Below are 14,110 nucleotides of genomic sequence, written 5' to 3'. Positions count from 1 at the left end.
TGGCTAACCCCGCATCCATTGTTCCAGACGGATGCTCGGCATGGGCCGTGCGCGGGATGCAGTTCGGGCAACACTTTAGAGATTGCCAAAGGGGGCTGTTTTTAACGCGCCCGGTCGCGCTTCGCCGAAATCTAGGACATCGAGTTGCGAGCGACCGCCGCACGTACGAGTGCTTGGAATGCGGTGGCATCGATTGTGTCCCCGGCATGCAGGTCGATGGCGCGTCTGACGTTCGCTTCAAGGCTGCTGGTGAAGAGCCCTTCCGGGTCGTCGAGTGAGGCACCTTTGGGGAAGGTCAGCTTGACCTTGTCTTTGTAGGTTTCGCCGGTGCAGATTAGTCCGTTAAAGCTCCAGGCTGCGACGCCGAGCGGGTTCGATGGTTTGCGCCACTTGACCTCTTCGATGATTTCGGGCTCGGCGGTCATGATCAGGTCGCGAATGTAGGCGAGCATGTCGCTGCGCCAGTCACTGGATTCTGTGGTGCCTGTTGCCATGGTGATCACTCTAGTTGGCGGTATTCACGCGCGAGGAGATTGTATTCAGTGCAACCGATCGCCGAACCACCGATCTGTGAGAACTTGCTCTTGGAGGCAGGCTGAAAAGTGTTCGTGTCGCTGTCAAACATCACGCCGAATACCTTCTCGTCACCTCTACCGCAGGAGTAGAAGACGACTGGCAAGAAGGCCTGTTAAACCAAATCAAAGGACAATTTTTCACCATGAAGAAGAATCGCCGGCATGAATCCGCTCAAAGCTTGAAGACTTGAGCCGCATTCTCAGACAGAACTTTAGCCTGCTCGGAATCGCTCAAGCTGCCCAAAAATGAACGATACAGATTCATGATCACGTCGTAGCTTGAGAAAAGACGATCCAAAGGCCAATTGGATCCGATTACGCACCGATCCGTTCCAAATGCCTCTAACGACGTATCGAACCAACGACGCACACTCTCCGCAGTGAACAGAGGATCGATCATGCCAAGGCCGGAAATTTTGCAGGTAACGTTCTCAGCGCCTGCAAGCTTAGTTATCCCACTTTTCCACATCTCAAAGTATTCGTCGTCACGTCGGCGAGGAAACCCGATGTGCTCGAGAACGATTTGCAAATCAGGATGCCTGTGCGCGAGTTCGAGCGCCTTACCCATGTTCATCCACTCGCAATCCAGGTCAAGCACGAGGCCGCGGGCGGCAAGCGTCGTGAGTGAAGATTCGAACCTCGAATTGATTTCGCCAGATGCGAGAATCCCTTCAGACGCAAAGTCTCGCACTCCCACAAAGTATGGGGATTCCCCATGTTCGTCGAGCTGTCGGATCGCTTCGGTACTGCTCAAGTCTGCATGCGCAACTATGGTGAATGGAACGGGAGAGTCGTTGCGCATGCGTGTTAGCCAGCGTGTCTCAAGCACCGGATCTGTACTGCCAAGAGCTGCCTGTACGTGCACGAAAGCCCGCACATTCGCAAAACGCGACTCCGCGAATACGTTGTTTATGCCGTACTTGAGCGACTTCATTGCGTCAATATCGCCCAGTATTGGGTGCACGAAATCCTTCTCAAGCCAAACCCACTTCATCCCAGTATCAGGGTTCGCCATATCCCAGAAATGAACATGGGTATCGATAATCTGATGCTTCAACATTGGAGCGCCCTTTCTTCGCTTTTTTCACATCAAGTAAGCCGCACGCAGATTCGGCTTGAATCGGCACGCGACTGCGAGGCGAGACCGATTTCAGCTTTCCCAATAAGACTCGTAATCATGAAAAGCAACGAGACGTCTGCGCGATAACTGTTAGTTCGCCAACGGCCATAGTCCGTTGCGTGATTCTCCTACCAACCGATGTCGCCAGCGGTTCCCCGCTCTTCAGAAATCTTGTCCGCGTAACCGCTCGCTTTGAACGCACCAATCGGATCACGTGGCAGCCCCTTGTGCTCTCGCCAGTCTGCAATCAGCGGGCGCACATCTGTAGAGTATGCATCCAAAAGAATCTCATGACCCCCAAGTACTTCGCCAGACTGCTGCACCAACGTGAGTGCTTCTCGGTCCACCAATGCTGCTTTTGCTGCGGCCTCTTGAACGTTCATGATCGACCGCAGAATCGCGGGGATTTTCTCCTCGATGCTGTGGTTCTGGTCGAGGGCGTAAATGACGTCTCGCGCCATATCCCATCGGTCCACGAGTTCGTTGAAAACGAGGAAGAGCTCGAACGGGTCAACCGAACCAACTATGAGGTCATCGTCTGCGTAGGCTCGGTTGTTAAGATCGAAACCTCCCAAGCGACCAAGATCAAGAACTTGAGCAACAACTCCCTCGATATTGACATTCGGGGCGTGGTGTCCCATATCGACCAGCACTTTTGCGTTATCTCCCAACCGCTCAACGTGCTTCAGGGTTGTGCCCCAGTCAGGAAGATCTGTCCAGTAAAACGCTGGCTCAAAGAATTTGTACTCAAGCAAAAACATCAGGTCGGCGGGGAAGAGCGCGTACGCCTCCTCTAGGGAGTCTTCAAGACGTCGCTTCCGCGCGATGATTGAGTCTTGGCCAGGATAGTTTGTTCCGTCAGGTAGCCAAATACCGACAGTGTTCGAACCGAGCTCGAGGGCGAGATCCACACAGTCTTTGATGTGAGCAATAGCTTTTTTGCGAACACGCGCATCTGGATGAGCGAGCGACCCAAGCCGGTAGTCTTCATCTTGAAAGAGGTTCGTTCGAATAGGGCCCGCTTTAAGTCCCCTCTCCACAAGTCCAGCTTTAAGCTTCTGAGGCTCATCCGAATCCCAAGGAAGAATCAGTGCTACTGATCCGCCTGTTCCCGTGAGATCGTGCACCTTTGCAGCGTCGTCTAGTTTCTCCCAAATGTTTCGAGGACAACCTGGGGCCTGAAACACTTTGTATCGTGTACCTGAGTTGCCAAATGCCCAAGACGCTTGTACGACGTCCAGTTCGTCGAGCATGTTGCGAACCCGAATTTCCTGTGAAGTTTTCACCTGTCTCCAATCATCGACTTTCATTTGTTCTTTGAAAGAGTTGGTAATTATTTACGCGAGGTTGATTAGCGCCCCACCATCAACCAAAATCTCGGTGCCTGAGATGTAACTTGCCTCGTCCGACACCAAGAATGCGACTGCTCCTGCGACGTCTTCAGGAACACCGATCCTGCCGACCGGAATGCGGCTCTCATAGTGGGCTAGAACTTCTGGATCGAGGAGATACTCGCGGTTTAGGTCGGTACGTATCGTGCCCGGTTCAACAGAATTCGCCGTAATGCCGTGCACCCCCAGCGCAACCGCTAAGGAACGCATCAGAGAAACCTGTCCGGCCTTCGTCGGCGTATACGCGATCTGTTGACTTCCCCCAGCGATCGCAGAAATTGAGGAGATAGCAACCAGTCGACCGCCCCAGCCCTGCTTAAGCATGACCTCGACGGCCGCCTTGGATACCAAAAACGTTCCGCGAAGGTTGACGTCATGAACACGATTCCACTGCTCGAGTGTCACGGTCTCCAGAGGACCGAGCGGGCAAACTGCCGCGTTATTGACTACGGCATCAATCCGACCCATGGACTCTACGACGTCGGCTACGAGAGCAATGGCCTGCTCCGGAATACCGACATCTGCTTGGAACGAAACAGCCTCGCCGCCGGCTTCTCTGATTGTTCGGAGGGCGCTGTCCGCGCTGGCTTCATCTGTCGCGTAATTGAGTGCTACCGCAAAACCATCCCGAGCTAATCGGAGAGCAATTGCTCGCCCAATGCCACGGGATGAACCAGTAACTAGCGCCACCTTACGATTCGTCATGAGATCCTCTCATCGGGTTGTTATCGGGTGATGTGATCCAAAGGAAGCCACACACGTTTGACATTGTTGATCCGGATGGTTCGCCTCTGAGATACCTGTGCCGGGCAGCGGTCGTCACATTCGTCATGCTGACTCCTGACTGGTGTGCTCGCGAGTTGTGAGTGTCAACTCGCGAACCTTGTGCTCGTTGATAGTCAGTCCAAGCCCAGGCCCAGACGGCATCTCTATGAAACCGTCCGTCGCGCGCGGATTTCCATCGAAAATTTTCCAGAACAGTTCGTTCCCAGTGTCAGGTTCAACGTCTGGAAAGTACTCCGCGAACGGAGCGTTAATCTGTGATGCAACGAGATGAAGATTGTGCAGTTCGTTCGAGTGGGGAATCACTGGGATGTCGTGCGCTGCAGCAAGTGCAAAGATTCTTCGTGCCTCGGTGATGCCTCCAACCCGGTTAACGTCAGGCTGCAGCAGGTGAGCGGCTTGGGCCTCGATGACTCGCGCAAAACCGTACCGAGTGAACTGATGCTCTCCGTGAGAAATGGGGATGGGACTCTCACGACACAGCCGCGCATACCCGGATATATCATGATGAAGCAGTGGCTCTTCGATCCATTTCAGATTGAATTTTTCGAGCTCGCGGGCCATCGCTAGGGTGTATTCAACGTCCCACCCCATATACGCATCAGCAGCTATCTCAATGTCATCCCCAACGGCTTCGCGGACCACTCGGATGAGGTCGACATTTCTCCGCATTCCCTTTACGCCGTCCGCGGCAGTGAATCCGAAGCGTTGTTTCATCGTTCGAAACCCCGCCTCTTTCCACTGAACAGCTTCCCTCGCGAGTTCGTCCAGATCATCGAGCGCATACAGTCGACTCACGTAGACGGGAATCTTGTCTTGTTTAGTTCCTCCGATGAGATCGTGCACAGGCACACCGAGTGCTTTGCCCATGATGTCGTAACAGGCAATATCGATACCGCTGATTCCGGCCATTGTGGCGCCACCGTTTCCTAAACGGGAAGTCGCCCGGTACATCAAGTCCCAGTTGCTTTCGACATTGAACGGATCTGCCCCGATCAGCATTGGCGCAAGGTGCTGATCAATGACCGCTGCGGGCACCGAGCTGAATCCACCTGCCGTTCCGACTCCTACGATTCCGGATTCGGTTTCAATTTCTACCAACACTTGGGCGCAGTCGCCGAACCAAGTGCGCCCTGGAGTACTTGCAGGCTTACGCCTCACCGCACTCAGCGGGCTCACTAAATGCGCCTCAAGGGTAGTCGGAGTTGAATCGAATGACAGTTGCGTTGTCGTTATTCGAGCAATTCTCTGGTCAGACATGTGTGTACTTCTTTCCGCTGATTGTTGCTGGCAGGCGGGCGACCTCAGATCGCCCGCCCGTTAGCGTCTAGAAGTCGTAATTATCGATGTTTGTGGAATCGAAAACGGTAAACGTATCGGCCACAATGACCACACCTAAGTCGTCAATCTTCATGGAACCGAAGTCTCCCGCATCAAACGTCGACCCGGGAGCAGCATCAATCTCACCCGCGATGAGCTGACTCAACAGTGCACCGCCAACGTATCCCTGGTCGGCGGGAACCCAGAGCTGGAACTTGCTCACTGTTCCACTCTCAACAAACTTTCGCATCTGATTCGGCTGTGCCAAACCAGTGAGGATGACCTTGCCGGTTAGTCCGGCAGTTTCGATAGCTTGTGCAGCTGCAGGAAGCGCAACCGAGGTGGGCGCGAGGATCGCTTTCAGATCGGGTCGCTTGGTGAGTAGTCCGGTCGTTTCTGTAGTCGACTTCTGGGGTTCATCATTCCCGAAGACCACATCGACGAGTTCCATCTTGGCGTACTTTGCGTCGCTCTTGAGGAGCTCCTTGATGGAATCCACAACACCCAACTGGAAAGGAGCAGTTGTTGTCGCGCTGAGAATCGCGAACTCGCCCTCGTAGTCCATCAGCGAACCAAGAAGGTCAAGTTGTTCAGAACCAGCCCGAGTGAAATCTACCGGTGTGACCGCGGCATTTCGCACATCTGCCAACTGATCTGAGTTGATCGAAATGACTTTGATGCCAGCCGCCACGGCCTTCTTAAGTGCCGGGGCGACTGCCTCAGGATCGCTAGCTTGAATTGCGATGCCCGCAACCTGTTGAGTGATGGCATCTTCGATCAAGGGCACCTGCTCAGATGCGGCGGCAGAAGCGGGGCCAGTTACGGTGAGTTCGAACCCGTATGCATCTGCGGCCTCCTGGAAACCATCAGAAATATTGTCGAAGTATGGGTTACCCGAGTTTTGTTGGATGAATACGATCTTCGGCTTGGTGCCGTCGCCGCCGCTTGGTGGCGCATTGTCGCCCGCGGGGGCGCAGGCAGCCATTGTGGCGCTTAGCGTAAGAGCGCCGGCCAATGCGATGCCGCGTAAGAGTTTTTTATTCATTGTTGTCTCTCTTCGTTGAGTGGATTGTTTGATTACTTATGCGAAATTGGAGCTACGTGTGTGGTTTACTTCGTGGTCTAAACCGTTGTGGATTGTGCTGGTTTAGGGATATCTGGCGTTGTCAGCAGCTTGAGAGATCGACGGCGCCTCATCGACTGCTGGAGCCGTTGAATGCCTACGTTTGTCACGATGGAGAGGAGTAACAGGAGTCCGATTAGCGCGATGCGGGCTTGATCTGGTTGCCCGGCAAGCGCCATTCCGCTCCTCAGCGCCCCCACCAATACGACTGCGACAACAACGCCGGCGATCGACCCTCGCCCCCCGAGAATGCTGACCCCTCCTAGCAGCACCACGGTGAGCGCCAGAAGTTCGAATCCCGTGCCGGTGTCTGCACGCACAGAATCTAACCGGGAGCTCAAAACCAACCCGGCTAGAGCCGCCGCCAAACCAGAGCCCATAAAGAGCGCGATCTTGATTCGATCTACCGGCACTGCTGTAGCCCGAGCTACTCCCGGGCTGGAGCCGATGAAATAAATCCGGCGACCCCACGTAGACGTGGCAAGAGCAATGCCTACGACGAGGGCAAGCGGTACGAACAAGATCTGCGGAACTGTAATCAGGGTGCCAGGAACATACCAAGAATCCCAACCAGCGAAGCCTTCAGGAAATCCCACGATCGTTTCGTCAGACACGATCACATTTGCAAGGCCTCTGAACAACGCCATTGTTGCGAGCGTCACAACTATTGAAGACAGTCCGAACCTAGTCACCATGATTCCGTTAAACAGACCTGCAACTGCTCCCGCCGCTAAAGCAGCTACCGCCGCGATCAACCACGGGGCACCCATCTCGATAAACTTTCCGAAGACTACAGCTGAGAGCGCAAGTATCGACCCAACTGATAGGTCGATCTCTCGAACAATCACCAGCGGTGCCAATGCGAGTGCCATGATCGCGATCTCGAGGTTTTGGGTAAAAAGCTGGGACACGTTTTGCGAGGTGAGAAAGTAGGGAGATGCCGCCGCGAGAAGTGGAATCGCGAGAATTAGAACGACTACCGAGAACGCTTCAGGGGCGAGCACTAACCGTTGAATGAACTGTTTCATGCTCGAACCCCGTTCACTCCGCGGGCCCGACTTCGGTTCAGAACCGCGTCCGCAACCACGGCAAGCAAGATGATGGTGCCGTAGGCAAAGTCTTGCCAGTACTGGGAAATGCCGAGTATCGCGAAGGCGTTCCCAATGACCCCGAGCAGGAGACATCCAAGAGCAGCACCGGCTACACCGCCGACACCGCCGAATACACTCGCGCCTCCCACAACAACAGCCGCGATAACGGTCAATTCCAACCCAAGGCCAGCGTTGACCTGAACAAACCCAAAGCGGCTCAGGTAAAACGCTCCGGCGAGACCGGCAGAGGCACCGCTCAAAGCGAATACAAGGAAGAGGAGACGCTTGACAGGCAGTCCCTGCAGTGCTGCCGCCTTCGGATTCGAGCCGAGCGCATATAGGTTTCGTCCAGTCGATGTTGACCTCGCAAAAACTCCGAGCGCAAGCGCGATTAGTGCAGCGATTACAACGAGCCACGGTACGCCGAAAGGTCCTGACTGACTCAGCGAAATAATCGATTCAGGAACATCTTCCGTATTTACCTGGCTGCCGCCGGCGACATAAAACGTAACGCCCCGGATGACGCTCAGCATTCCCAGCGTCAAAATGATCGACGGAATCTGGATGGTGATGACGAGGATCGCGTTCACAATCCCCACCAGAAGACCTACCCCGATCGAGATCACAAAGACCAAGATCGCAGGGAAATCACCGACATTCTGAAGAACTATGCCCGCAGACATTGCGCTCAGCCCTGTCGTTGCCCCAATGGAAATATCGAAGTTTCCAGTGATCACCACAAGTACCTGCGTCGCCGCCATCACGGTAATGATCGTGATGTCCAACAAGATGTTCCGTATATTCCCAACCCCAGTAAAAGCAGGCTGCGTTACCGCTACCGCGACAGCAATCATCGCGATCACGATCGCGAGGTTCACGGACCGCTGTTGGAGGAATGCCAACGATTTCACGCGACCTTCTCCATAATCGCTGCCGCGAGAACACCCTCAGCTGTCACTTCTGTGTGGTCAAATTCTGCGGTAAAAATTCCCGCCCGCATCACCAGAACCCGGTCGCTCATCGCCAGGACCTCGGGGAGATCAGAAGAGATCATGACCACAGCTAGTCCCTCCTGAGCTAGACGTTCGATGAGTTGGTGAATTTCGAGTTTCGCTCCGACGTCTACACCTCGTGTTGGCTCATCCAAAATGACAACGTTCGGTCGAGTAGCCAACCATTTCGCGATCACAACCTTCTGCTGGTTGCCGCCAGAGAGCTGAGCTGGGACTTGTTCTGGACCGTTGCATTTAATTCGCAATCTGTCGATCCATTCTCTGGCTGTGTCTCGCTCGTTAGAACGGCGAATGAACGACATGCGCGAATAGTCCTGCAGTCGTGGCAGCGTGATGTTCTCCGAGATAGGGAGCTCAACGGCAACACCTTCACGCTGACGATCTTCGGGTGCGTAGACCAAGCCTTGACTCAATGCACCTTGCGGGCTGTTTACTCTCGTTCCTGAGACGAGAACACGCCCGCCTGAACTCTTATCCAAACCGACTACGGCACGAGCCAGTTCAGTGCGGCCAGCACCTACCAACCCCGCAATCCCAAGAATTTCTCCCGCGCGAACCACAAAATCAACCGGCCCAGACGAACCGGCAACACGGAGATTGTTAACTTCGAGAACCACGGGACTCGGTTCTGTTCCCGTGGCAACACGGTCCCGAATGTGCTGCTCAGCGAGTAGATCTCGGCCGACCATATCGGCGATCAGCGATCGTTCGCTGTAAGTGTCCACCGCTCCCGAACTCACAATCTCACCGTCACGAAGAACCGTGATGTCATCTGCAATTGCGAATACCTCGGAAAGCCGGTGGCTGATAAACAGAATCGCAACATTGCGCTTGCGCAGACCTTCAACAACCGTCAATAAGCGCTCCACCTCAGATGGGGTGAGCGAGGCGGTCGGTTCATCAAGAATGAGAACCCGTGGATCCTCCGTGAGCAGGGATGCGAGCTCAACAAGCTGTGCTTGAGCGATGGAAAGCTCGCGCACCAACACATCAACGGCGATAGCCGGATCTAGTTCGTCGAGGATTTCGCGCGCACGCCGATTCATCTCCGACCGGTTGATCAGAGGAAGAATTCCTCGGCGAGGCTGGCGCTGCAAAAAAATATTCTCGGCAACGCTCAGATGAGCAAAAAGCGATGGCTCCTGATGCATGATCGACACCCCTAGCCTCCGAGCTTGCGCCGGTGAGCTCAAGTTGATGGGGTTTCCATCGACCAAGACGCGACCTCCAGACGGAGCGTAAACTCCAGAAACAACCTTCGTAAAAGTTGATTTTCCGGCGCCGTTCTCGCCTACAAGTGCCCGTACGCGGCCAGCATTGAGGTCGAGATTGACATGCCGAAGAGCAATCGTCCCCCCAAAGACCATTGATACGTCCTCGAGTTCCACCACCGGGGGAACGTTCGCTGCGTTGCGAGCCATCTTTGCCATGCAGCGAGCTTACCTACTTCTAGTATGAGTGGTCAAGATGATCTTCTTATAAGTAGTCCTCGTCTAGAATGAGTGCATGTCCATGATCAAGCGATCTTCCCTATCTGACCAGGTCACTCACGAGCTGGTCGCGATGATCGAAAGGCAAGGGATCGGAGTAGGATCCCCCCTCCCTTCTACTGGCGAACTCGCTTCACAATTCGGCGTCAGCGTTGTCGTCATCCGAGAGGCTCTATCGACCCTCTCAGGCCGCGGAATAATACAACGCGCGCAAGGAAAAGAGTCTGTCGTTGCCCGCCCCGGTAGCGAAGTGCTTGATTCGATCTTCCGAACTCGCATGCGACAGGACAGCATCACCCTGGACGAGTTCCAACACTGTCGAGCCGCGTTAGAGCAACAGGCAGCCGCCGAAGCAGCATCAGGAATCCATCACGCAGAAGCACTTCAGACCTTGGGCGTTCACCTTGAAGCGATGTCACACGCTGACAACGACGAGGCGCTCATCAATGCCGACGTTGCCTTCCACCACAGCCTGGCCGTTCTGTCAGGAAACCGCGCACTCGTACTACTTCTCGAAGGACTACACACCTTCGTCAGTGATTCACTCACGGTAATGTATGAACGAATCGGGCCACGCACCAGATCCTCAGTCGAGCTGTCCATATCAAACCACCGAGAAATCGCTGTCGCAGTCCAAAACGGCGACCGCGCTGGCGCGATCGACGCCATGAGAAGACACTTCGAGACAAGCTCCCCACACCTCGACTTCAACTTCTGCCACTAACCCTGACCATGGCTCACCCACACTGACGCACGACCCCACAGAGTCAGTCCATATGAAAGTACTCGGTCAATAACTGCGCGGATTGATCGGGACGATCGGTTTGCGCAAAGTATGGCGCCATACTGGCCTGCCAATGCGAGTTAACCACCATTCGCGAAAGATCCCGGTTAGCCCGTTCCCAGTCGTCAGTCTCGACATACCCAACAACTAGACCATCGGATTTACGAATAAACAACGAGTAGTTGGTCCAACCAGTTGCGGACATTGCTGCTAGCATCTCGGGCCAAACCGTCGCATGAGCCTCGAGGTAGTCCGCGACCATCTCGCTTTTCAACTGGAGGATAAAACAGAAACGCTGGACCCCGCCAGTTGCAGAGGAGGTCTGCTCTTCATCAGAAACGTTGGGTGCGCTGTATTCTTTCGACATGGGGCTCAGACCTCAATCCACTGTTTAAATCTTGCTAACTAGGGAGAACGTGCGCGCGGCGCGCGTGCTCGAGTAAAAACTTGCGGGATATGTCACTCATCGGTCGAATCGGCAACCTCATCATTTCCGTGATCGCCACTCCCTGAGCGCCTAGCAACGCCTTGGATGTTTGAACCGCAAATTCGAGCGACTGGAACTGGAAGCTGATGAGTGGGAGGAAGTCAGCAAACCGTCCCCCGCGTTCCTGCTCCGGAAGTTCGAAAATCCGTGCGAGCTCCACCCCGGCTTCGGAAAACGGGATAACTCCAGTGGCACCCAGCGTCAACGCCTCAAGAAGCCCCGCACCACCCAGTCCGGCAAAGACAGAAAGGGAAGGAATTCTTACCAACTCTGCCATTAGATCAATGTAGGGAACTGTTTCTGGCTTCGCATAGCGCAGAATCTCAGGAAACTCTGTGTGCAGTCGCCGCACGGTTTCTGCACCCAGTGGACTTCCCGCCCACTGCGGCGCATCCTGCACCATCAGTGTTGTCTCGTCGAGCCGCTCGATCACTCTGCGAAAGAAGTGCTCAGCGTCTTCGCTTAGCTCTAATTGTTGCGGAGTTGCCACCATAACCGCATGAATTCCGAGTTCGTTTGCACTTTCCACGAGACGCAAGGCTTCGGACTCTGTCTTCGCTGTGCACCCTGCGACGATATGGCGCCCTGCACTCCGGGCCGAAGCGAAGAAGCGAAGCACGGCAAGTCGTTCCTCCGTGGTGAGTGTCAGGCATTCGGCACCAAACCCCAGAAGAGCAACCGCGGGATGCTTTTCTGCAAAATTCGCGAGAGACTCGCAGCCCGCAAAGTCCACACTCCCGTCAGAGGCGAACGGAGTAGGAAGCATCGGCACTACGCCGTGCAATTGATCCAAAAGTTCATTGGCTGCCATTGTGTTCGCCCGTCAACCCTTGACGGCCAGACGCTGATCGACGAAATTGTGGGATGCGATTCGGATACGCTCCCCGAAAAATACCTTCACGAGTTACCCACCAGGCCCGTTACTGCCGGAACCAAACTCTGCCGCTGCGCCCCGACCCCGTCAATCCCGACTTCCATAACATCCCCAGCTACGAGATAGGGAAACCGTCCAGAGAGCCCGACACCCTCGGGGGTACCCGTATTAATGAGATCTCCGGGTTCGAGCACAAGGTACTGGGAGAGGTGGTAGACGATATACGCCACGCTGAAGATCATGTCCGCGGTATTCGAATCTTGCCGTGGCTCACCATTTACCGAGGACCACAACCGAAGGTTTTGCGGGTCGATATCTCTTGCAGGAACTAGAGATGGTCCAAGAGGATTGAACGTCTCTGCACTCTTTCCTTTTGACCATTGACCACCAGATTGCGCAATCTGATAGTCGCGCTCGGAGACGTCGTTGCTGGTGACGTAGCCGGCCACATAATCCAATGCCACCTCTGGACTAGAGAGATAGCGCGCTCTCTTACCGATGACAACACCAAGCTCAATTTCCCAGTCAACTTGGGTAGCCCCAGGGGGAACTAGGACATCATCATAAGGCCCCACAACGGTGTTGGGGTGTTTGAAGAAAAGAATGGGAACCTCTGGGGGCGTGCTCCCTGACTCGGCCGCGTGTGCAGCATAGTTCTGCCCAATGCAGAGCACCGCACCCGGGCGAGCAATCGGAGCTCCAACTCGCATTGAATTTGTGCCTGTGAGAAGCGGTAGCTCACCCTCAGCATGCGCCGAAAGCGCGCGATTCATTCCCTCCGTGGCAAAGAAATTGGCATCCAGATCCTTCGTCAGATTTCTTAGATCGAACACTTGGCCGTCGATCTGAAGTACTGGCACCTCGCTCCCCGCAGAGCCCAGTCGTCGAAACTCAATCATGAATGCTCTACTCCCAAATTATTAGGCAAACGATAGTCACTCATTCGCTAAATCGAACGAGAATCTTTCCTGGAGTCCCATCGCCGTCCGCCAGTTTGCGAAATGCTGCATCAGCCTGCTCCGGTTGGATCTCGAGGCTGACAAGTTCTCCAATATGTGGAGGCGCTGCACCCACGAACGCTGCAGCGTCTACAAAGTCTTGTGCAGAGTAGGTAAAACTGCCGACAACAGAGCGCTCCTCCGTGCTCACTCTGAACGCGTCTAGGTCCAAGTGCGGGGATCCCATCCCGACTAGGCACACGTTCGCGCCGAATGCCGTTGCGTTTAGCGCGTCATCTAGGCTTCGGCTAATCCCGACTGCATCAAATGCGGTGTCGGCAAGGCGTCCTGAGGCAGCCAGAGTCTCCGCAACTGACGAGACAGTCGGGTCAATTGTGGTCGCACCAAGGCGCTCACACAGATCACGTCGTTCGATTGATGGCTCGCTTACGTAGATGTCTCGAACGCCATGCATGTGCAGCGCGAGCACTAGTGACTGGCCGATTGGGCCCCCGCCAACCACTAACACTCTCTTCATCGAGTCGCGATACACGCGACGGACAGCATGAACCGCGACAGCAATGGGTTCGACAAGAGCACCGTGAGTGGCGGGCATTGAAGCAGGTAGCCCAATCACGTTTCGGCCGGGGACAACAACGTAGTCAGCAAACCCTGCAGACACTGTGGGAGCGACTCCAATAACGAATTTATTTGCGCAGTGCTGTTCACGACCAAGATATTCGGCAGCTTCGGATTCGGGCACGACGACTGGATTGAAAGTCACCAGCTGACCTTCGGCTAGATCACTTTGTGGCCCATCTCCGATGGCTTCGATGCGACCAACTGTCTCGTGGCCCATCACCTGCCCCGGCTGGCGTCGACCGTTTTCACCCGTATACCCGTGGAAATCTGATCCACAGATACCGGTTGCGATCACACGGATGAGCATCTCCCCCGAGTTCGGAACAGGTTTCTCGCGATGCTCAACCTCAATCTTGCCAAATTCCCTGAGTACTAGAGCTCTCATTGATTTCCTTTGTAGTGCGACGGAGGAAGTTTTCACTTTCTTCGAAAGAGTCAGTATTGATCTGTGCGAGACTGAGTCTCGGTCCGTTGTCAAC

The 14,110-nt window shown here is 54.7% G+C and carries 14 protein-coding genes; 1 reads left to right on the top strand and 13 read right to left on the bottom strand.

Features of this window, described 5'->3' with window-relative positions; translation table 11 throughout:
• Positions 1-131 precede the first annotated feature (131 nt).
• The 9 genes from AADH44_RS01225 to AADH44_RS01185 form a co-directional block, all read right to left on the bottom strand.
• Entirely contained in the window at positions 132-494 is a 363-nt protein-coding gene (locus tag AADH44_RS01225; RefSeq protein WP_341953593.1) for a DUF1801 domain-containing protein, read from the bottom strand.
• Between the two features lie 253 nt (positions 495-747).
• Positions 748-1,635: an amidohydrolase family protein gene (locus AADH44_RS01220; RefSeq protein ID WP_341953592.1), complete on the bottom strand. Its 888-nt coding sequence runs from the start codon at positions 1,633-1,635 to the stop codon at positions 748-750.
• A 188-nt stretch (positions 1,636-1,823) separates the two neighbouring features.
• The gene (locus AADH44_RS01215) at positions 1,824-2,822 is read right to left on the bottom strand and encodes a TIM barrel protein (protein ID WP_341953591.1); all 999 of its coding nucleotides are present in this window, start codon (positions 2,820-2,822) and stop codon (positions 1,824-1,826) included.
• Between the two features lie 210 nt (positions 2,823-3,032).
• Positions 3,033-3,791, bottom strand: coding sequence for a 3-oxoacyl-ACP reductase family protein (locus tag AADH44_RS01210; protein ID WP_341953590.1), 759 nt, complete (start codon positions 3,789-3,791; stop codon positions 3,033-3,035).
• A gap of 123 nt (positions 3,792-3,914) precedes the next feature.
• Positions 3,915-5,129, bottom strand: a complete 1,215-nt coding sequence (locus tag AADH44_RS01205) for an enolase C-terminal domain-like protein (protein ID WP_341953589.1) — start codon at positions 5,127-5,129, stop codon at positions 3,915-3,917.
• Between the two features lie 67 nt (positions 5,130-5,196).
• The gene (locus tag AADH44_RS01200) at positions 5,197-6,234 is read right to left on the bottom strand and encodes a substrate-binding domain-containing protein (protein ID WP_341953588.1); all 1,038 of its coding nucleotides are present in this window, start codon (positions 6,232-6,234) and stop codon (positions 5,197-5,199) included.
• 77 nt (positions 6,235-6,311) lie between these two features.
• Complete coding sequence (locus tag AADH44_RS01195; RefSeq protein ID WP_341953587.1) at positions 6,312-7,340, bottom strand: ABC transporter permease; 1,029 nt, start codon at positions 7,338-7,340, stop codon at positions 6,312-6,314.
• Positions 7,337-8,314: an ABC transporter permease gene (locus AADH44_RS01190; protein WP_341953586.1), complete on the bottom strand. Its 978-nt coding sequence runs from the start codon at positions 8,312-8,314 to the stop codon at positions 7,337-7,339. Before AADH44_RS01190 ends, AADH44_RS01195 begins: the two co-directional genes overlap by 4 nt.
• A complete protein-coding gene (locus AADH44_RS01185) occupies positions 8,311-9,846 on the bottom strand; it encodes a sugar ABC transporter ATP-binding protein (RefSeq protein WP_341953585.1) in 1,536 nt (511 codons plus the stop codon). Before AADH44_RS01185 ends, AADH44_RS01190 begins: the two co-directional genes overlap by 4 nt.
• 76 nt (positions 9,847-9,922) lie before the next feature.
• Here AADH44_RS01185 and AADH44_RS01180 point away from each other — a divergent pair, with 76 nt between their 5' ends.
• Entirely contained in the window at positions 9,923-10,630 is a 708-nt protein-coding gene (locus AADH44_RS01180) for an FCD domain-containing protein (RefSeq protein WP_341953580.1), read from the top strand.
• Positions 10,631-10,673: 43 nt separating this feature from the next.
• Here AADH44_RS01180 and AADH44_RS01175 read toward each other — a convergent pair whose 3' ends face one another.
• The 4 genes from AADH44_RS01175 to AADH44_RS01160 all read right to left on the bottom strand — a co-directional run bounded on the left by AADH44_RS01175 (position 10,674) and on the right by AADH44_RS01160 (position 14,016).
• Positions 10,674-11,057 carry an L-rhamnose mutarotase gene (locus AADH44_RS01175; RefSeq protein ID WP_341953584.1) on the bottom strand — a complete coding sequence of 128 codons (384 nt, stop codon included), beginning with the start codon at positions 11,055-11,057 and terminating at the stop codon, positions 10,674-10,676.
• Between the two features lie 34 nt (positions 11,058-11,091).
• Positions 11,092-11,988: a dihydrodipicolinate synthase family protein gene (locus AADH44_RS01170; protein ID WP_341953583.1), complete on the bottom strand. Its 897-nt coding sequence runs from the start codon at positions 11,986-11,988 to the stop codon at positions 11,092-11,094.
• An 86-nt stretch (positions 11,989-12,074) separates the two neighbouring features.
• A complete protein-coding gene (locus tag AADH44_RS01165; RefSeq protein WP_341955023.1) occupies positions 12,075-12,947 on the bottom strand; it encodes a fumarylacetoacetate hydrolase family protein in 873 nt (290 codons plus the stop codon).
• Between the two features lie 43 nt (positions 12,948-12,990).
• The gene (locus tag AADH44_RS01160; RefSeq protein ID WP_341953582.1) at positions 12,991-14,016 is read right to left on the bottom strand and encodes an alcohol dehydrogenase catalytic domain-containing protein; all 1,026 of its coding nucleotides are present in this window, start codon (positions 14,014-14,016) and stop codon (positions 12,991-12,993) included.
• Positions 14,017-14,110: the final 94 nt, after the last annotated feature.

The sequence above is a fragment of the Salinibacterium sp. TMP30 genome, from assembly GCF_038397785.1.
Classification (GTDB): domain Bacteria; phylum Actinomycetota; class Actinomycetes; order Actinomycetales; family Microbacteriaceae; genus Rhodoglobus.
The sequence above is the reverse complement of the archived record's forward strand: the minus strand, read 5'-3'. Positions and strand labels throughout refer to the sequence as shown.